The organism is Paraburkholderia acidiphila (genome assembly GCF_009789655.1).
Taxonomy (GTDB): Bacteria; Pseudomonadota; Gammaproteobacteria; order Burkholderiales; family Burkholderiaceae; genus Paraburkholderia; species Paraburkholderia acidiphila.
The window spans coordinates 94,151-112,199 of sequence record NZ_CP046911.1 but is presented as its reverse complement, the minus strand read 5'-3'; the positions used below and the strand labels follow the sequence as shown (position 1 = coordinate 112,199).

Annotated in this window: 16 protein-coding genes; 14 read left to right on the top strand and 2 right to left on the bottom strand. The window is 65.1% G+C overall.

Annotated features, from left to right (window positions below; genetic code table 11):
• Nucleotide 1: 1 nt before the first annotated feature.
• Complete coding sequence (locus tag FAZ97_RS24760; protein ID WP_158761153.1) at nt 2–1,282, top strand: MFS transporter; 1,281 nt, start codon at nt 2–4, stop codon at nt 1,280–1,282.
• Between the two features lie 31 nt (nt 1,283–1,313).
• Here the strand turns inward: FAZ97_RS24760 and FAZ97_RS24755 are convergent, their stop codons facing one another.
• Nucleotides 1,314–1,508 carry a hypothetical protein gene (locus FAZ97_RS24755; RefSeq protein WP_158761152.1) on the bottom strand — a complete coding sequence of 65 codons (195 nt, stop codon included), beginning with the start codon at nt 1,506–1,508 and terminating at the stop codon, nt 1,314–1,316.
• 194 nt (nt 1,509–1,702) lie between these two features.
• Between FAZ97_RS24755 and FAZ97_RS35460 the strand changes: the two genes are divergently transcribed.
• The 10 genes from FAZ97_RS35460 (at nt 1,703) to FAZ97_RS24710 (ending at nt 12,895) form a co-directional block, all read left to right on the top strand.
• A complete protein-coding gene (locus tag FAZ97_RS35460) occupies nt 1,703–2,422 on the top strand; it encodes a GNAT family N-acetyltransferase (protein WP_233271892.1) in 720 nt (239 codons plus the stop codon).
• Nucleotides 2,423–2,869, top strand: a complete 447-nt coding sequence (locus FAZ97_RS35455; RefSeq protein WP_233271891.1) for a GNAT family N-acetyltransferase — start codon at nt 2,423–2,425, stop codon at nt 2,867–2,869. It begins immediately after the preceding gene.
• A 201-nt stretch (nt 2,870–3,070) separates the two neighbouring features.
• Nucleotides 3,071–4,084 carry a deoxyribose-phosphate aldolase gene (deoC, locus tag FAZ97_RS24745; protein WP_158761151.1) on the top strand — a complete coding sequence of 338 codons (1,014 nt, stop codon included), beginning with the start codon at nt 3,071–3,073 and terminating at the stop codon, nt 4,082–4,084.
• A gap of 13 nt (nt 4,085–4,097) precedes the next feature.
• Nucleotides 4,098–6,479: an aldehyde dehydrogenase family protein gene (locus FAZ97_RS24740; RefSeq protein ID WP_158761150.1), complete on the top strand. Its 2,382-nt coding sequence runs from the start codon at nt 4,098–4,100 to the stop codon at nt 6,477–6,479.
• Nucleotides 6,480–6,571: 92 nt separating this feature from the next.
• Nucleotides 6,572–7,051 (top strand): RbsD/FucU family protein, encoded by a 480-nt coding sequence (locus tag FAZ97_RS24735; RefSeq protein WP_158761149.1) that lies wholly within the window; start codon nt 6,572–6,574, stop codon nt 7,049–7,051.
• Nucleotides 7,048–7,989: a ribokinase gene (rbsK, locus tag FAZ97_RS24730; protein ID WP_158761148.1), complete on the top strand. Its 942-nt coding sequence runs from the start codon at nt 7,048–7,050 to the stop codon at nt 7,987–7,989. Before FAZ97_RS24735 ends, rbsK begins: the two co-directional genes overlap by 4 nt.
• Before the next feature lie 53 nt (nt 7,990–8,042).
• A complete protein-coding gene (locus FAZ97_RS24725) occupies nt 8,043–9,080 on the top strand; it encodes an ABC transporter permease (RefSeq protein ID WP_158761147.1) in 1,038 nt (345 codons plus the stop codon).
• A gap of 141 nt (nt 9,081–9,221) precedes the next feature.
• Nucleotides 9,222–10,226, top strand: a complete 1,005-nt coding sequence (locus FAZ97_RS24720; RefSeq protein WP_158761146.1) for an autoinducer 2 ABC transporter substrate-binding protein — start codon at nt 9,222–9,224, stop codon at nt 10,224–10,226.
• 75 nt (nt 10,227–10,301) lie between these two features.
• Nucleotides 10,302–11,822, top strand: coding sequence for a sugar ABC transporter ATP-binding protein (locus FAZ97_RS24715; protein ID WP_158761145.1), 1,521 nt, complete (start codon nt 10,302–10,304; stop codon nt 11,820–11,822).
• 35 nt (nt 11,823–11,857) lie between these two features.
• Nucleotides 11,858–12,895: an ABC transporter permease gene (locus tag FAZ97_RS24710; RefSeq protein WP_407671914.1), complete on the top strand. Its 1,038-nt coding sequence runs from the start codon at nt 11,858–11,860 to the stop codon at nt 12,893–12,895.
• 45 nt (nt 12,896–12,940) lie between these two features.
• Here FAZ97_RS24710 and FAZ97_RS24705 read toward each other — a convergent pair whose 3' ends face one another.
• On the bottom strand, nt 12,941–13,669 hold the full coding sequence (locus FAZ97_RS24705) for a DeoR/GlpR family DNA-binding transcription regulator (protein ID WP_158761143.1): 729 nt from the start codon (nt 13,667–13,669) through the stop codon (nt 12,941–12,943).
• A 230-nt stretch (nt 13,670–13,899) separates the two neighbouring features.
• On the opposite strand from FAZ97_RS24705, the gene aldA reads away from it, so the two are divergent.
• The 3 genes from aldA to FAZ97_RS24690 all read left to right on the top strand — a co-directional run bounded on the left by aldA (nt 13,900) and on the right by FAZ97_RS24690 (nt 18,044).
• A complete protein-coding gene (gene aldA / locus FAZ97_RS24700) occupies nt 13,900–15,321 on the top strand; it encodes an aldehyde dehydrogenase (protein WP_158761142.1) in 1,422 nt (473 codons plus the stop codon).
• Between the two features lie 250 nt (nt 15,322–15,571).
• Entirely contained in the window at nt 15,572–16,813 is a 1,242-nt protein-coding gene (locus FAZ97_RS24695) for an MFS transporter (RefSeq protein ID WP_158762403.1), read from the top strand.
• 13 nt (nt 16,814–16,826) lie between these two features.
• The gene (locus FAZ97_RS24690; protein ID WP_158761141.1) at nt 16,827–18,044 is read left to right on the top strand and encodes a mandelate racemase/muconate lactonizing enzyme family protein; all 1,218 of its coding nucleotides are present in this window, start codon (nt 16,827–16,829) and stop codon (nt 18,042–18,044) included.
• Nucleotides 18,045–18,049: the final 5 nt, after the last annotated feature.

Genomic DNA, 18,049 nt, shown 5'->3' with positions numbered 1-18,049 from the left:
CATGGCGCACACGCCTGCTCAAGGCGCTGCCGGTTCCCGTTCTCCTGACGAAACGGGGCCGCCAGGGCAAGGCGCGGCGCAGCGCGGCAAGGCCGCGTCGCTCGCTTTGCTGCTGCTCGCGCAGGTGGCGGCGATGGGCGTGTGGTTTTCGTCGAGCACGGTGGTGGCCCTCATCAAGCAGGCGCATGCCATTGCCGCGTTCGACGAGGCTCTGCTCACGAGCGCCGTACAGTGCGGCTTCGTGGCCGGAACCATCGCGTCCGCGCTGCTTTCGCTGCCCGACCGTTACGATCTGCGCAAGCTGCTCGCAGGTTCCGCGCTCGTGGCGGCCCTCGCGACCGCCTCGCTCGCGTTCCTGCCTCCGGTTGGCGGCGCGGTCATCGTGCTGAGGTTCGTGACGGGCATGTGCATGGCAGGCGTCTATCCCGTCGGCATGCGGCTCGCGGCCACCTGGGCGAAGGGCGATCTCGGCCTCCTCGTTGGGCTGCTGGTCGGCGCGCTCACGCTCGGCTCGGCGAGCCCCCATTTGCTGGCGGCGACGGGCGGACTCGACTGGCGCACGATCTATGGCGTCGCCGCCGCGTGCGCGGCGTGCGCCGCGGTGCTGATCGGCTTTGCGGGCATCGGGCCGAATATCCGGCGCGCCACGCGCATCGACTTTGCCAAGGTCACGCAGGCGTGGCGCCAACCCGCGTTGCGGCTCGCCAATCTCGGCTACCTCGGCCACATGTGGGAGCTTTACGCCATGTGGGCGTGGCTCGCGCTGTTCCTCCAGCAAACCTTTCTCGCGCGCGGCGTGGCCAATGCCCGCACGCGCGCGGAATGGATGACCTTCAGCGTGATCGCGATCGGCGCGGCGGGCGCGTGGCTCGGCGGCGTACTGGCGGACCGCGTGGGGCGCACGGCCGTCACGGTCGGTACAATGGCGACGAGCGCAACGTGCGCGGCGCTCATGGGCTGGCTGGCTGACGCGCCGCTCGCCGTGATGATTGCGGTCGCGCTCGTGTGGGGTGTCTCGGTGATCGCCGATTCCGCGCAGTTTTCGGCGAGCGTGGCCGAACTGGCGGACGCGGACTCGGTCGGCACGCTGCTGACCGCGCAAACCTGCGCGGGTTTTTTGCTCACGCTGGTGAGCATTCACCTCGTGCCATACGCGGTGGCGTGGCTCGGATGGCGCGGCGGTTTCGGCATGCTGGCCGTGGGGCCGGCGCTAGGTTGCGTCGCGATGCTGCGATTGCGCCGTCATCCCGATGCGGTGAGGCTCGCAGGCGGGCGGCGTTGAATATCCAGCCCGCGCGGAAGATGGCGCTGCGCTACTGCTGGCACATCAGGGCGATCCCGGGCAGGAAGAAGGGTGCGAGCGGCAGCAAGAACACGAGCAGCACGAAAGGCAGCAAAAGTACCGAGCCCCAAACAAGCGCTTCGACAGCAGGCGTGCTCCCTCGAGCAAGCCGCGCGCGAATGCGGGCGATCAGCGTTGAATCACTGATGAATCGTTGCGGGCGCATGCATCTCGCCCGGCGCAATGAATTGCAGGACAGACCTCAGGATAGGCGCGCCGCGATGCCGCGCGAATCGGACGAATTCGAATCCGGGCGTGGTTCCAGCGTATCCTCAACCCGTGGATCTTTTCACGGAGCCACGGCTACGCTACCTTTGTACGGATATTCCATCTGTCTCGCGCAAGAGGAGCTTGTCACGCATGTCAGCAAGACTGAACGAATTCCAGCAGCCTATTGGCGACCCTGTCACCGGCTGGCAGCCGCGCGAGCGGCCCGCGCGCGTGACGATCGAGGGTCAGTTCTGCCGCATCGAGCCCATTGACCTCGACCGGCATGCCACCGATCTCTTCGAAGCCTACGGCGCGGCGGCCGACGGGCGCGACTGGACCTATCTGTTCGCCGAGCCGTTCACCGACTTCGCGGCGTTTCGCGAGTACCTTGCGAAAGCGGCCGCGTCGAGCGACCCGTTCCACTACGCCGTGATCGACCGCGCGAGCGGCAAGGCCGTGGGCACGTTCGCGCTCATGCGCATCGAGCCGGTGCATGGCGTGATCGAAGTGGGCAGCGTGACGTTTTCGCCGCGCCTGAAGCAAACGCCGGTTTCGACCGAGGCGCAGTACCTGCTGATGCGCTACGCGTTCGACGACCTCGGCTATCGGCGCTACGAATGGAAATGCGACAGCCTCAACGCACCTTCGCGCAAGACGGCGTTGCGTCTGGGCTTCCAGTTCGAGGGCATTTTCCGCCAGGCGATCGTGTACAAGGGCCGCAACCGCGACACCGCGTGGTTCGCCATCATCGACCAGGACTGGCCGCTCGTGAAAGCCGCGTTCGAGAAGTGGCTCTCGAAAGAGAACTTCGACGCGCACGGCAAGCAGCGCGCCTCGCTTGCCAGCTTGAGAGAACCGGCGGCGTCCTGAATGGCCGGGGCGATCCTTATCCGCGACGTCGCGCCCGCCGACCGCGACGCGTGGCTCCACCTTTGGGCCGGCTACAACGCGTTCTACGAAACGAGCGTCGCGCCGCATATCAGCGAGCGAACCTGGCAGCGCATGCTCGATGTGAACGCGCCGCTGTTTACGCGTGTCGCTGAAGTCGAAGGGAAGCTGGCGGGATTCAGCCTGTGCGTGCTGCATGAAGGCACGTGGGTCGACGCGCCCATCTGCTATCTGGAAGACCTGTTCGTCGATCCGGGCTGCCGCGGCCAGGGCGTGGGCAGACGGCTCATCGAAGACCTCATCGCACTGGCGCGTTCGCGCGCATGGTCGCGTCTTTACTGGCACACGCGCGAGGACAACCCCGCTCGCAAGCTCTACGACGAATTCGCCAAAGCCGACGATTTCGTGCGGTATCGGTTGCAGTTCTAAGCGGCTCTCTGGGTGTGAAGCGCGGGTACGCGCAAACGGTGGTCTCGCGCGAAAGTCGAACGTGGGGGCCGGCGTTCCCACGTCTCAAAGGTAATAGATAGGATTGTAACGAGTATTGTCACGATCGTTTCATCGGTATAGGATGGGTGCGAATAAACCACCACGGTTTGATGTGCATTGCACAAATTCGCCTCCCAGCCTATGTCAGAAGCTTCAACGAACTCGCTCGTCGTGCTGCGCGGCGCGCCCGCCCAACCTGCTGCGCATGTCGCGCGCAACGCCGGCGTGGCGTTCGACGCGGCGTGGCTCGACGCCTTGCGCGTCAACCAGTCCGCCGTCGAACGGCGCACGGCCACGCTCGGCACGCGCCGCGCGGTCAAGAAGGACGCGCAGGCCGCGTGGCTCCTGAAGGCCATCACCTGCATCGATCTCACCACGCTCAACGGCGACGACACCGAAGGCCGCGTGCGGCGCCTTTGCACGAAGGCGCGCCACCCCGTGCGCGCCGATCTGCTGGCCGCGCTCGGCTTCGCGCCCGAGGCCATCACGACGGGCGCGGTGTGCGTGTACCACCGCTTCGTCGCGGCGGCCGTGGACGCGCTGGCGGGCAGCGGCATTCCCGTCGCGGCGGTTTCCACCGGCTTTCCTGCCGGCCTCAATCCGCATGCGCTCAAGCTGAAGGAAATCGAAGCCTCCGTTAAGGACGGCGCCGAGGAAATCGACATTGTCGTGACGCGCGAGTACGTGCTCACCGGCAACTGGCGCGCGCTCTATGATGAAGTGCGCGAGTTCCGCGCGGCGTGCGGCGACGCGCACCTGAAGGCGATTCTCGCCACCGGCGACATTCGCGTGCTGTCGAACATCGCCCGCGCCTCGATGGTCTGCATGATGGCCGGCGCGGATTTCATCAAGACGTCCACGGGCAAGGAAGGCACCAACGCCACGCTCGACGTTTCGCTCGTCATGGTGCGCATGATCCGCGAGTACCGCGAGCGCACCGGCGCGCTGGTGGGTTTCAAGCCCGCGGGCGGCGTATCGAACGCCAAAACCGCGCTCGCGTACCAGATCCTCATGAAGGAAGAGCTGGGGCGCCCTTGGCTCGAGCCCGAACTGTTCCGCTTCGGCGCGTCGAGTCTGCTTGCCGACATCGAGCGCCAGCTCGAACATCACGTGAGCGGCCGCTATTCCGCCTTCCACCGCCACCCCGTAGCCTGAGCAGACCATACCGATGAGCGTAGCCGAGTATTTCCGAACGATGGATTACGGTCCCGCCCCCGAGGACGATCAGCCCGTGCGCGCGTGGCTCGCGCAGCACGAGGCCACGTTTGGGCATTTCATTGACGGCGCATGGCGCGAAAGTGGCGACGGTGCGCGCTTCGAAGTGCGCGCGCCCGCCACTGGCGAGGCGCTGGCGGCAGTGGCGCAAGGCGGCGCGGCCGATGTGGCGGCGGCCGTCGCGGCAGCGCGCGCGGCGCAGCCCGAGTGGTACGCCATGGGCGGCGCAGCGCGTGCGCGCCATCTCTACGCGCTTTCGCGCATGGTGCAGCGACACAGCCGCCTCTTTGCGGTGCTCGAAGCGCTCGACAACGGCAAGCCGATTCGGGAGGCGCGCGATATCGACATCCCGCTCGTGGCGCGCCATTTTCTGCATCACGCGGGTTGGGCGCAACTTCAGGAGAGCGAACTGACCGGCTGGTCGCCGCTTGGCGTGATCGGCCAGATCGTGCCGTGGAACTTCCCACTGCTGATGCTCGCGTGGAAAGTGGCGCCCGCCATCGCGCTCGGCAACTGCGTGGTGCTCAAGCCCGCCGAATACACGCCGCTTACCGCGCTCCTGTTCGCCGAACTGGCGCATCGCGCGGGGCTGCCCAAGGGCGTGCTCAACGTGGTGACGGGCGACGGCAGCACGGGCGCGGCGCTCGTCGAGCATCCCGGCGTCGACAAGATAGCCTTTACCGGCTCGACCGAAGTGGGCCGTCTTATTCGCACCGCCACGGCCGGCACGGGCAAGTCGCTCACGCTCGAACTCGGCGGCAAGTCGCCGTTCATCGTCTTCGACGACGCCGACCTCGACGGCGCGGTGGAAGGCGTGGTGGACGCCATCTGGTTCAACCAGGGCCAGGTGTGCTGCGCCGGTTCGCGCCTGCTCGTGCAGGAAGGCGTGGAAGCGCGCTTTATCGACAAGCTCAAGCGCCGCATGGCGACGCTGCGCGTGGGGCCGTCGCTCGACAAGGGCATCGACATTGGCGCGATTGTCGATCCGGTGCAGCTCGAACGCATCGAGTCGCTCGTGGAAACCGGGCGGCGCGAAGGCTGCAACGTATGGCAGCCGCGCGAAGTCGAACTGCCGTCTAGTGGCTGCTTCTATCCGCCTACGCTGGTAACAGGCATAGGGCCTGCTTCGACGCTCGCACAGGAAGAAATCTTCGGGCCGGTGCTCGCGGCCATGAGCTTTCGCACGCCGGAAGAGGCCGTCGCGCTCGCGAACAATTCGCGCTACGGGCTTGCCGCGAGCGTGTGGAGCGAGACCATCGGGCGTGCGCTCGACATCGCGCCGCGCCTGCAATGCGGCGTGGTGTGGATCAACGCGACGAACCTCTTCGACGCGAGCGTGGGCTTTGGCGGCTACCGTGAGTCGGGCTTCGGGCGCGAGGGCGGCCGCGAAGGCGTGTACGAATATCTGAAGCCCGCAGCATGGAGCAAGCTGCCGATGCGCACGCAACGCGAAGCGCGCTCGCCAGCACAGGACGTTGCGCACGCGGGAACCGGTCTCGATCGCACTGCGAAGCTTTTTATCGGCGGCAAGCAGGTGCGGCCCGATAGCGGTTATTCGCACGCCGTGCACGCGCCCAATGGCGAGTGGGCGGGCGAAGTCGGCGCGGGCAGCCGCAAGGACGTACGCGACGCCGTTGTCGCCGCGCGCGGCGCGGGCAAGTGGACGCAGATGAGCACGCACGCTCGCGCCCAGGTGCTGTACTACCTCGCGGAAAATCTGAGCGCGCGCGCCGAAGAATTCGCGCGGCAACTCACACGCCGCGCGGGGCATGACGCGCGAGCGGCCGAGCGTGAAGTGGAAATGGCCATCGACCGGCTGTTCAGCTACGCGGCGTGGGCCGACAAGTTCGACGGCGCGGTGCATACGCCGCCGTTGCGCGGCGTTGCGCTCGCGATGCACGAGGCGCTTGGCGTGGTCGGCATTGCTTGCCCCGACGAAGCGCCGCTGCTGGGATTCGTTTCGCTGATCGCACCGGCGCTCGCAATGGGCAATCGCGTCGTGGCCCTGGCGAGCGAGGCATCTCCGCTCGCGGCTACAGACTTTTATCAGGTCGTGGAGACTTCCGATGTGCCCGCCGGCGCGCTCAACATCCTGACCGGCGAGCGCGCGGCGCTGCTGCCGGCGCTGGCGAAGCACGACGACGTGGACGCGCTCTGGTGCTTCGGCACGGCGGCCGATTCCGCCCTCGTGGAGCGCGAATCGGTCGGCAACCTGAAGCGGACCTTCGTCGATCATGGCCGCCAGGTTGACTGGTTCGACCGGACGAGCGCAGGATTGCCGTTCCTGCGCCAGGCCGTGCAGGTGAAGAACATCTGGATACCGTACGGCGACTGAGCGTTTCGGAAAAAGAAAACGCCACGTAATGGTGCTTTGCATGGGACCGGAGTAAGTGCTGAAGCACTAACTCCGGTCGACAGGAGACAAAAATGCTGAAGAATCTTGACCCGCTTCTGAACGCCGATGTCCTGCAAGCGCTGCGCGCGATGGGTCACGGCGACGAACTCGTCGTTTGCGACGCCAACTTCCCCGCCGACTCAGTTGCGCGCGCAACGGTACTGGGCAAGCTGCTGCGCATCGACGGCGCCGATGCGCCCCGCGCCGTACGCGCGATCCTCTCCGTGCTGCCGCTCGACACCTTTGTCGAAGCCCCGGCCATGCGCATGGAAGTGGTGGGCGAGCCCAACACGATCCCCACGGTGCAGCACGAAGCGCAGGCCGAAGTCGATGCCGCGGAAGGCCGCTCGGTGCCGTTTGCGCCCATCGAGCGCCATGCGTTCTACGCGCGCGCCCGCAAAGCCTATTGCGTGATCGCCACCGGTGAAACGCGCGGTTACGGCTGCTTCGTGTTCACCAAAGGCGTGCTGCTCGCGCCCGATGCGCCGCGCGCTAAGGAGCCAGGCCAATGAGCGGCCGTGTCGTCATCCTCGGCATCTATGTGACCGACCTCGCGTTCCGCGCGAGCCGCATGCCGATGATCGGCGAGACGCTCGCCGGCTCGGCGTTCGCGATGGGCCCCGGCGGCAAGGGCTCGAATCAGGCCGTGGCGGCGGCGCGCGCGGGCGCGCAGGTGGTCTTCTGCACACGCGTGGGCAACGACGCGTTCGGCGACATCGCACGCGCGACGTGGGCCGCCGAAGGCATCACGGCACGCACCCAGGCGGTGGACGGTGTGGCTACGGGCGCGGCGCATATCTTCGTGGACGACACGACCGGCATGAACGCGATCATCGTCGCGGCGGGCGCGGCGGCCACGATGGAGCCCAGCGACGCCGAAGCGATCGAAGCCGATATTGCGGCCTCCCAGGTATTCGTCACGCAGCTCGAGCAGCCGCTCGCGGCGGCGCGGCGCGGCCTCGAACTCGCGCGCCGGCACGGCGTGAAGACGGTGTTCAATCCGGCACCCGCCATGGCGCTGCCCGACGACATCTTCCCGCTGTGCGACTACGTTACGCCCAACGAGACCGAGGCGCAGGCACTGACCGGCATCGAAATCCGCAACGCCGACGACGCGCGCCGCGCCGCCGACGTGCTGCTCGCCAAGGGCGCGGGCGCGGTCATCGTGACGCTGGGCGAGGCCGGTGCGCTGTTGCATACGCGCGCTGACTCGGTCCTGCTGCCCGCATTCAATTGCGGCCCGGTGGTGGAGACGGCGGGCGCGGGCGACGGCTTCACGGGTGGCTTCGCGGCGGCGCTCGCACGCGGCGACGATGCGCTCACGGCCACGCGCTTCGGCTGCGCGCTGGCGGGCATTTCCGTCACGCGCCCAGGCACCGCGCCTTCCATGCCGAGAAAGGAAGAAGTGGACGCCATGCTCGCGCGCACGGCGAGCGCCAGCGCACATTGAGCGCGGTACGTTAAGCATTGCCAGGTGACAACACATCGCAAAGGATGAAGTCCATGAAGTCTGCACTCTTTGCCAAATGGTTCGGCGACCGGCAGTTGAACTTCCTGCTGGCGGTGAACCTGCTGGTCGTGCTGGTCGCGGTCTGGGTATCGCGCGGGCAGTTCGTCGGTATCGACAACCTGCAGTCGATGGGCGCGCAATTGCCCGAAGTCGCGTTGCTCGCGCTCGGCATTATGCTCTCCATGCTTTCGGGCAATGGCGGCATCGACCTTTCCGGCGTCGGGCTCGCGAATCTTTCTGGCATGATCGCCGCGCTGGTGGTGCCGCGCCTCGTGAGCGGCGACGACTCGCCCGTGCTGTATACGACGCTCTTTTGCGTGATCGTCCTGTGCATGGGGCTTATCGGCGGCCTGCTCAACGGCGTGGTGATCGCGCGCCTCGGGCTCACGCCCATTCTCTGCACGCTCGGCACGCAACTGCTTTTCACTGGCTTCGCGGTGGCGCTCTCCAACGGCGCTTCGGTGCACGTGGATTATGTGGAACCGCTCGCCGATATCAGCAACGGCACGTTTTTCCAGGTGCCGATCTCGTTCCTGCTATTCGTGGCCGTGGTCGTGCTGCTGGGCTGGCTGCTCAGGCGCACACCGTTCGGCCTGCGCCTCTACCTCATGGGAACGAACCAGCGCGCGGCGTTTTATGCAGGTATTCCCCGTGCGCGCATGCTGATCATGACCTACGCGATGTGCGGCGTGCTTGCGTCGCTCGCGGGGCTCGTCAGCGTCTCACACACGCTCAGCGCGAAATGGGACTACGGCAATTCCTATCTGCTGATCGCCATTCTCATTGCGGTGATGGGCGGCGTGAATCCGGCGGGCGGCTATGGACGCATCATCTGCGTGTTTTTTGCCGCCACGGTGCTGCAATTCCTTTCCAGCCTCTTCAATTTGATGGGCGTCTCGCAGTTTTTCGGCGACTGCGCCTGGGGCTTCCTGCTGTTGCTCTCGCTCGCGTTCGCGGGCGGTGAGCGGGTACGCGCGATTTTCGGATTCGGGGGCTCCCCGTCTGCAGGCAAAGGGCGGACTTCGGGCTGACCGGCTGAACTGTGCAGCAGGCGGGCCTCGAGCCTCGGAGGTCCGCCGCGATCTATTTCGGGGCGAGAGCTTGCTTTGCATGGGACCGCAGTAAGTGCTAAAGCACAAACTGCGGATCGACATAAAAATTGGAGACATCAAATGAAGATCAAGCGACTCAGCGTGGCAATCACAGCGTGTGCACTCGCGGCCGGCATGGCCGCCGTGGCGTACGCGGCGGAAAACCCGACCATCGTCACGGTGGTTAAGGTGACCGGCATTAGCTGGTTCAACCGCATGGACGACGGCATCAAGGAATTCGGCAAGGACAACCCGAACGTTTCGGTCTACCAAACGGGGCCGGGCCGCGCGGACGCCGCGCAGCAGCTGAAGATCATCGACGACCTGATCGCGAAGAAGGTCAGCGCGATCGCCGTCGTGCCGTACGATCCGCCTACGCTCGAACCGGCGCTCAAGAAGGCGATGGACCGTGGCATCAAGGTGGTCACGCATGAGGCCGACAATGAGAAGAACACCATGGTCGACGTCGAGGCGTTCGACAACTCCGCCTACGGCGCCGCGCTCAATGACCGCCTGGCTTCGTGCATGCACAGCGAAGGCAAGTGGGCGACGATGGTCGGCTCGCTCGGCAGCCGCTCGCAGGTGCAGTGGGCCGACGGCGGTATCGACAACGCGAAGAAGAAGTTCCCGAAGATGCAGCTCGTCGAAACGAACCTCGAAACCAACAACGACGGCGAGCACGCCTATGAGGTGGCGAAGGAAGTGCTGCGCAAGCATCCGGACATCAAGGGCTTCCAGGGCTCGTCGTCGCTCGACGTGATCGGCATTGGACGCGCGGTCGAGGAAGCGGGCCTGCAAGGCAAGATCTGCGTGTATGGCACGGGCCTGCCGACGGAAGCCGGCAAATACCTCGAAAGCGGCGCGATCAACGGCATTGCGTTCTGGGATCCGAAGCTGGCGGGCATCGCGATGAACAAGATCGCGATGATGCTGATCGACGGCAAGACTGTCGAAAACGGCGCGAATCTCGGCTTGCCGGGCTATGAAAAAGTGACGGTGTCGAAGGGTCCGGGCAAGGGCATCATCGTGCGCGGCCAGGGTTGGGTGAGCGTCGACAAGTCGAACTACAAGCAATACAACTTCTGATCGGGAGAAGGTGGCGCGCGCAACGGTCTTTACGGCCCCAGCGCGCGCTTCGTCGTAACGTAACGTAGAGACGACATGGCTTCAGAACCGCTACTGCAGGTGCTGGGCGTACACAAGCGCTTTACGGGCGTGCACGCCTTGCGAGGCGTCACGCTCGCGTTCGAGCGCGGGCAGATCTATCACCTGCTCGGCGAGAACGGCTGCGGCAAGAGCACGCTCATCAAGATCATCTCCGGCGCGCAGCCGCCCGACGAAGGCGAACTCGTGATCGACGGCGCGCGCCATGCGCGGCTCACGCCGCTCGAATCGCTTGCGGCGGGCATCGAGACCGTCTATCAGGACCTTTCGCTGCTGCCCAACATGAGCGTGGCGGAGAATGTCGGGCTCACGACCGAACTCGCGGAGCACGCGGGGCGTCTCGCCCGCACGTTCGACCGCCGCGAACTCGCGCGCACGGCAGAGCGCGCCCTGAAGGCCGTGGGTCTGCCGGGCGACGCCGACTTTCAGGCGACGCTAATCGAACAATTGCCGCTCGCCACGCGCCAGCTCGTGGCGATTGCGCGCGCCATTGCGAGCGAGGCCAAGTTCGTCATCATGGACGAGCCCACGACCTCGCTCACGCAAAAGGAAGTGACCAACCTCATCGCCGTGCTCGGGCACTTGCGCGCGCAGGGCGTGACCGTACTGTTCGTGAGCCACAAGCTCGACGAGTGCTACGCGATTGGCGGCGAAGTGATCGTGCTGCGCGATGGCCAGAAAGTCACGCAGGGCCCGATCACGAATTACACCAAGGCGCAGTTGAGCGAACTGATGACGGGTCGCGAACTTTCCACGGAACGCTACCGCAACGTCGCGGCGCAAGCCGACGTGCTGCTCGACGTTCGCGGCCTTGGCCGCACGGGCCTCTTTCGCGACGTGTCGTTCACGCTGCATCGCGGCGAGATTCTCGGCGTGACGGGTCTGCTCGATTCGGGCCGCAACGAACTCGCGCGTGCGCTTGCAGGCGTCGCGCCGGCCGATGCGGGCGAGATCGTGCTCGAAGGCCACGCGATCAAGCTTGCGACGCCCGGCGACGCGCGGCGCGCGCGCATTGGCTATGTGCCGGAAGACCGCCTGAACGAAGGCCTTTTCCTCGACAAGCCGATTCGCGACAACGTGATTACGGCGATGATTGCGAGCCTGCGCGACCGCTTCGGCCAGATCGACCGCACGCGTGCGCGCGCGTTGGCCGAGAACACCGTGAAGGAACTGCAGATCGCCACGCCCGATGTGGACAAGGCCGTGCAGTCGCTTTCGGGCGGCAACCAGCAGCGCGTATTGATTGGCCGCTGGCTCGCCATCGACCCGCACGTGCTGATTCTGCACGGGCCGACTGTGGGCGTGGACGTCGGCTCGAAGGACATCATCTATCGCATCATGCAGCGGCTTTCGCAGCGCGGCATCGGCATTCTGCTCGTGAGCGACGACTTGCCCGAGTTGCTGCAGAACTGCGACCGCGTGCTGATGATGCGTAAGGGCCGCCTCGCAGAAGAGCACCACGCCGATGGCCTGACAGAGGCCGAACTGTACCGCGCGCTGCTTGCCGAAGCTGCCTGAATTCCGTGTAACGTTTTGCCGGACACCGCATGAGCATGAATCAGACAATGAGCACGTCGTCCAACACCGTCGAAGTCGCGCGCCAGCGTGTGCCGCTCAACTGGCGCGCGAAGCTCGCCCGCAATCCCGAGTGGTTCACGGCCACGCTGATCGTCATTACCTGCGTGATCGTGGCCTCCATCAACCCGCGCTTTTTCCAGTGGGCGACACTGTTCGACCTGCTGCACTCGGCGACGACCACGTCGTTGTTCGCGCTCGGCACGCTCGTCGTGCTGGCTTCGGGCGGCATCGATGTGTCGTTCACGGCGATCGGCGCGCTCACGATGTACGCGATCACGAAAGCCGTGTTCGCGTGGTGGCCCGACGCGCCGTTCGCGCTCATTCTGCTTACGGGCGCGGTGGGCGGCATCGTGCTCGGCGTGATCAACGGCATGCTCGTGCACCGGCTGCAAGCGCCGTCGCTGATCGTGACGATCGGTACACAGTACCTCTATCGCGGGCTGCTGCTCACCTTCGTGGGCACGACGTTCTTCATGAACATTCCGCACAGCATGGATCACTTCGGCCGCATTCCGCTCATTGCGTACAAGACCGCCGACGGGCTCAACGCGGTGCTGCCCGTTTCCGCAATCGCGCTCGTGGCAGGCGCGATTCTCACGTGGTGGCTGCTGAACCGCACGATGATGGGGCGCGGCGTGTACGCCATGGGCGGCAGCACGGCGATTGCGGAGCGGCTCGGTTTCAACTTGCGCGCGATCCGGCTGTTCGTGTTCGGCTATACGGGGTTTCTCGCCGGCGTGGCGGGGATCTTGCACGTTTCGAACAACCGCCTGGCCAATCCGTTCGACCTCGTGGGCTCGGAACTCGATGTGATCGCGGCGGTGATCCTGGGCGGCGCGCGCATTACGGGCGGCAGCGGCACGGTTGTGGGCACGCTGCTCGGCGTGGCACTCGTTACGCTCATCAACAACGTGCTGATTCTGGTGGGCGTGCCGAGCACCTGGCAGAAGGTGATTGTCGGCGCGTTCATTCTGGTGGCGGGCACGCTGTTCGCGTTGCGACGTCGCGACTAAACCAGCAGGTATCTGGAGCGACCGGCCCTTGCGGCCGGTCGGCGCTCAAACGCTGTGCGCGCGCAGCGTCTGGCCTTTTTCGGTGATGATGGAGTTGAAGTCGTCCATCTGCGAAAAACGCCACGCCTTCACGATGCCGTATTTGCTTGCGTCCACAACGAGATGACTTTCCACGGCGCTGGCCATGGCGGCCTGCTTGAGCGCCACTTCGTGGAAGTTCCAGCACGTCACGCCGCGCGCGGCGTCCACGCCCCCCGCTGAAATAAACGCCTTGTTGATGCCCATGCGGCGCAGCGTTTCAAGGCTCTCCTCGCCGGAAAACGAGTCCGACGACGGCACATACACGCCTCCCAGCAGGATCATGCGCACATTGGGCATGCGCCGCAGAACCTCGGCCACGTTGAGCGAATAGCACACCGCCGTGATCTGCAACTGGGAAGGGATGAGGCGCGCGAGCGCCGCGAGCGTCGTGCCGCAGTCGATGAAAACGGTGTCGTTCTGCGCGATAAGCCGCGCCGCGTGCGCCGACGCTTGCGCCTTGGCCTGCGCGAAATGGTCCTTTTCGTGCTCGAGCGAGTAGCCGGCGGTATTGGGGACGTCCTGCGCGCTCACGATATAGCCGCCCAGATACGTGAAACGCTCGGGATTCGCGGCGATATCGCGCCGCACGGTCATCTCGGAGACGCCAAGCACACTGGCTGCATCGCGCAGATGCATGACGTTGTGTTTGGCGAGCGCGTCGGCAAGGGCGCGCAGCCGGTCGGTTTTGGCCATGAAGTGGGTGCTGCGCGCCGGAATGTACAGCCTTCCAGCTAACGTTAGATTTGTTTCGTTCGCGTGATCGAATTATAACAAACACGGCGTGCGAAGGCCACGCGCCGCAGGCGGCGAGCATGCGTTTTTCGCATGCTCCGCTCGACAATTAATCGTTTGTGGCGTCCCGATGCCGCACGGATACTGCCCTTTCTCATGAAGCGGCGGCAACGCCAAACCGGCAGCAATCCATGCGATCAGACCTCAATTTCATCAATGGGCAGTTCGTCGGCGCCGATGGCCCGCACATCGCTGTCCATAACCCCGCAACCGGCGACGCCATTGGGCAGGTGAGCGCAGCGAGTGCCGCCGATGCCATTCGTGCAGTCGAGGCGGCAAAGGCCGCCCAGCGCGCCTGGCGCAAGCTGCCCGCTGCCGAACGCGGCGTGATCCTGAACCGTTTCGCGGACGCGATCGTCGCGCGCGCGCCGAAGATCGGCGCGGCGCTTGCCGCCGAGTCGGGCAAGAGCCTCGCCGACGCGACCGCCGAAGCGCAATACGCCGCCGAAATCCTGCGCTACCACGCGCAATGGGCGCGCCGCATTGAAGGCGAGGTGATTCCGAGCGACAGCGCGAACGAAAATCTCGTTCTCATGCGCGAGCCGATCGGCGTGGCCGCGTGCCTGATTCCGTTCAACTTCCCGGTGTACACGCTGCTGCGCAAGGTCGCGCCGGCGCTGATTACGGGCAACGCTGTGGTCGTGCGGCCGAGCAACAACACGCCGTCCTCGGCGTTCGAAGTGGCGCGCGCGGCACAGGAAGCGGAGCTGCCGCCAGGCATTTTCAACGTACTGGCGATGGACCACGACACGGCGGCCGTGCTCTGCACGCAAGCGGACGTTGGCATGATCACGCTCACCGGCAGCGTGAACGCGGGCCGCAAGGTGCTCGACTACTGCAAGGAAAACATCGCCAAGCCGTCGCTGGAACTGGGCGGCAAGACGCCCGCGATCATCGAAGACGACGCCGATCTCGAAGCAGCGGCGACGGCCATCGTGCGCTCGAAAACGACGCATTGCGGCCAGCTTTGCACGGCGATCGAACGTGTGTACGTGCACGCCAGCGTCCACGACCGTTTCGTTGCGCTGCTGCGCGAGAAGATGAGCGCCGTGCGCTTCGGCGACCGCGCCGAAGACGCAACGCGCATGGGTCCGCTCGTGAGCGCCAGCGCTCGCACGGCGATCCACGCGATGGTCGAACGCGCGGTGGCGGACGGCGCGAAGCTCGAAACGGGCGGTTACGTGCCGGAAGGCAAGGGCCATTTCTATCCGCCCACGCTGCTTACGCATTGCCGCCAGGACATGGAGATCGTGCAGGAGGAGATCTTCGGCCCGGTGCTGCCGGTGCTGTCGTACGACACGCTCGGCGACGCGCTCCGCATGGCAAACGATCACCAGTTCGGCCTGTCGTCGGTGCTGTTTACGGAGCGCTACCGCTCGACCATGCGCGTTGCGAACGAGATCGAAGCGGGCGAACTGTACGTGAACCGCACGCCGGCCGACCCCTATCAGGGCTACCACGCGGGCTGGAAGCGCTCGGGTCTCGGCGGCGACGACGGCAAGCACGGCATGCTCGAATTCACGCAAACACGCCTGGTCGTGATGCCGTTCTAGTCGTTCGACATACTGATTAATCGTTGCAACGGCGCCCCTCACGATGGGCGCCGCAGATGAAGAAATAGCGCCTCGCGCCGGCAACCGCCTGCGTGACGGCGTCAGCTTTGCATGGGACCAGAGTAAGTGCTGAAGCACTAACTCTGGTCGACAGGAGACAATCTTGCAGAAGTCCATCGGAAAACCCAATGCGGCAGCTGGTTTGCCGCGCGTCGAAACCTCATCGCTTTCGCCCGCCGCATCGGGCTCCATGCAGCGCTACGTGCAATTGCTGCTGCTCGTGCTCGCCGCGGGCGGCATCTATCCGCTGCTGTATCTGCGTCAGGTCTACCAGACCACGATGCTCGATGTTTTCCATATCGACAACGCGCAGCTCGGCTATCTCTACTCGGTGCTCGGCATCGTCTTCTTCGTGTGCTACCTGCCGAGCGGCTGGCTCGCCGACCGCGTTGCACCGCGTCTGTTGATCTGCTTCTCGCTTATCGGCACCGGGGCGCTGGGCCTTTGGTACTCGACGGCACCCTCGTTCAATGTGCTGCTCGTGATCTTTTGCTGCTGGGGCATCACCACCGGCCTCACGTTCTGGGCCTCGGTGCTCAAGCGCGTGCGCATGATCGCGGCGGCGAATGAACAAGGCCGCTTCTTCGGCTTGCTCGACGGCGGACGCGGGCTTGTCGAGGCGCTGCTCGCCACCGCCGCGCTCGCGCTCTTCGCGGCCGCGACCGGTTCCGGACGCGGTGAAGCCACGGGTCTGCGCCACGTGATCTATCTATATTCGTTCACGTGTATCGGCCTGGGTGCGTTGATGAGCTTCTTCAAGGATCCCGCGCCCGCGCAGGCCGAAAGCCAGTCGGTCGAAGCGAATGCCAAGGGTTCGCTTTGGCGCGATCTCGCGACGCTCGCCTCGATTCCGCAACTCTGGCTCATGGCGGCGGTGGTGTTCTGCGGCTATCAGATCTTCTGGGCGACCTACAGTTTCTCCGCGTATCTCCAGCAAGGCGAGATGCATATGAGCGTAGTGGCTGCCGGTATGGTGACCACCGCGAAACTCTGGATGCGTCCCATCGGCGGCATTGGCGGCGGCTTTCTCGGCGACCGTCTCTCGAATCTGCGCGTGCTGATCTGGGCGCTGTTCCTGGCTGTCGCCGGGCTGATCGGCCTGATCCTGTTGCCCGCGCTGCGCAACATGGCGCTGCTCGGCGCGGTGGTGCTGTTTATCGGCCTCATGACTTACGCGATTCGCGGCCTCTACTGGACACTGCTCGACTACTGCGCGATTCCCATGCGCATAACGGGCCTCGCCATCGGTCTCGTTTCGCTGATCGGTTATTCGTCGGACATCTTCCTGCCGCTCGTGAACGGCTATATCACCGAGCACTACGCAGGCATGCTCGGCTACCAGATCTATTTCGCCTATGTCGCTGCTATCGGCACGCTCGGCGGTATCGCTGCGCTCGTGCTCAAGCGCATGACCCACTCCAAACCTGCCTGAAACAGCCTGAACCATGAAAGTCGTTGCAATTGAAACGCACATCGTTGCGGTGCCTCCCCCGCATCTCGGCGGCATGTACTGGATCTTCGTCACGTTGAAAACGGATTGCGGCATCGAGGGCGTGGGCGAAATCTACGCCGCCACGTTCCACCCCGACGTGATGGTGCACGCAATCGAAGACGTCTTCACGCGCTATCTGCTCGACCACGACCCGCATCGTGTCGAGCGCCTGTTCCGCGAGACGTATTCGAGCGGCTTCACGCAGCGCCCGGACCTCACGATGATGGGCATCGTGAGCGGCCTCGAAATGGCGTGCTGGGACATCATCGGCAAGGCGGCGGACAAGCCCGTTCATGCGCTGCTCGGCGGCATGGTGAATGAGCGTCTTCGTTCGTACACCTACCTGTACCCGAAGAACGCGAGAGGCGAATACGATTACGACGACCCGGACCTCGCGGCGGAATGCGCGGCCGAGAACGTGAAGCGTGGCTTCACCGCGGTCAAGTTCGACCCGGCGGGCCCTTATACGGCTTACTCGGGTCACCAGCTCTCGCTCGAAGTGCTCGACCGCTGCGAAACGTTCTGCCGCAAGGTGCGTGAAGCGGTCGGCAGCAAGGCCGACCTGCTGTTCGGCACGCACGGCCAGATGGTGCCTTCTTCAGCAATCCGCCTCGCGAAGCGGCTCGAAAAATACGATCCGCTGTGGTTCGAGGAGCCGGTGCCGCCGGGGCAGGAAGAGGCCGTCGCCAATGTCGCGAAGCACACGTCGATTCCGATTGCCACGGGCGAGCGCCTCACTACGAAATACGAGTTCCACAAGCTCTTGCTGGCGGGCGGTGCCTCGATCCTGCAATTGAACGTCGCGCGCGTGGGCGGCCTGCTCGAAGCGAAGAAGATCGCCACCCTGGCGGAAGTGCACTACGCGCAGATCGCGCCGCATCTCTACAACGGGCCGATTGGCGCGGCGGCGAGCATTCAGCTGGCGGCCTGCACGCCGAACTTCCTGATTCAGGAGAGCATCGGCACGTGGGACGGTTTCCACGCGCAAGTGCTCAAGCAGCCCATTCAGTGGGAAGACGGCTACATCATTCCGTCGAAGGCGCCGGGCCTTGGCGTCGAACTCAACATGGACGTCGTGCGCGCGCACTCGCCCTATACGGGCAAGCGTCTGCATCTGCAGATGGCGAGCCAGCCCGCCGACGTGCGCGATACCTCGCCCGCACGCGGCTGATCTGC

Excerpts from the sequence above, each read along its gene's own strand:
- FAZ97_RS24760 (WP_158761153.1), top strand. The coding sequence starts at position 2 with ATGGCGCACACGCCTGCTCAAGGCGCTGCCGGTTCCCGTTCTCCTGAC.
- FAZ97_RS24755 (WP_158761152.1), bottom strand. The coding sequence starts at position 1,508 with ATGCGCCCGCAACGATTCATCAGTGATTCAACGCTGATCGCCCGCATT.
- FAZ97_RS35460 (WP_233271892.1), top strand. The coding sequence starts at position 1,703 with ATGTCAGCAAGACTGAACGAATTCCAGCAGCCTATTGGCGACCCTGTC.
- FAZ97_RS35455 (WP_233271891.1), top strand. The coding sequence starts at position 2,423 with ATGGCCGGGGCGATCCTTATCCGCGACGTCGCGCCCGCCGACCGCGAC.
- deoC (WP_158761151.1), top strand. The coding sequence starts at position 3,071 with ATGTCAGAAGCTTCAACGAACTCGCTCGTCGTGCTGCGCGGCGCGCCC.
- FAZ97_RS24740 (WP_158761150.1), top strand. The coding sequence starts at position 4,098 with ATGAGCGTAGCCGAGTATTTCCGAACGATGGATTACGGTCCCGCCCCC.
- FAZ97_RS24735 (WP_158761149.1), top strand. The coding sequence starts at position 6,572 with ATGCTGAAGAATCTTGACCCGCTTCTGAACGCCGATGTCCTGCAAGCG.
- rbsK (WP_158761148.1), top strand. The coding sequence starts at position 7,048 with ATGAGCGGCCGTGTCGTCATCCTCGGCATCTATGTGACCGACCTCGCG.
- FAZ97_RS24725 (WP_158761147.1), top strand. The coding sequence starts at position 8,043 with ATGAAGTCTGCACTCTTTGCCAAATGGTTCGGCGACCGGCAGTTGAAC.
- FAZ97_RS24720 (WP_158761146.1), top strand. The coding sequence starts at position 9,222 with ATGAAGATCAAGCGACTCAGCGTGGCAATCACAGCGTGTGCACTCGCG.
- FAZ97_RS24715 (WP_158761145.1), top strand. The coding sequence starts at position 10,302 with ATGGCTTCAGAACCGCTACTGCAGGTGCTGGGCGTACACAAGCGCTTT.
- FAZ97_RS24710 (WP_407671914.1), top strand. The coding sequence starts at position 11,858 with ATGAATCAGACAATGAGCACGTCGTCCAACACCGTCGAAGTCGCGCGC.
- FAZ97_RS24705 (WP_158761143.1), bottom strand. The coding sequence starts at position 13,669 with ATGGCCAAAACCGACCGGCTGCGCGCCCTTGCCGACGCGCTCGCCAAA.
- aldA (WP_158761142.1), top strand. The coding sequence starts at position 13,900 with ATGCGATCAGACCTCAATTTCATCAATGGGCAGTTCGTCGGCGCCGAT.
- FAZ97_RS24695 (WP_158762403.1), top strand. The coding sequence starts at position 15,572 with ATGCAGCGCTACGTGCAATTGCTGCTGCTCGTGCTCGCCGCGGGCGGC.
- FAZ97_RS24690 (WP_158761141.1), top strand. The coding sequence starts at position 16,827 with ATGAAAGTCGTTGCAATTGAAACGCACATCGTTGCGGTGCCTCCCCCG.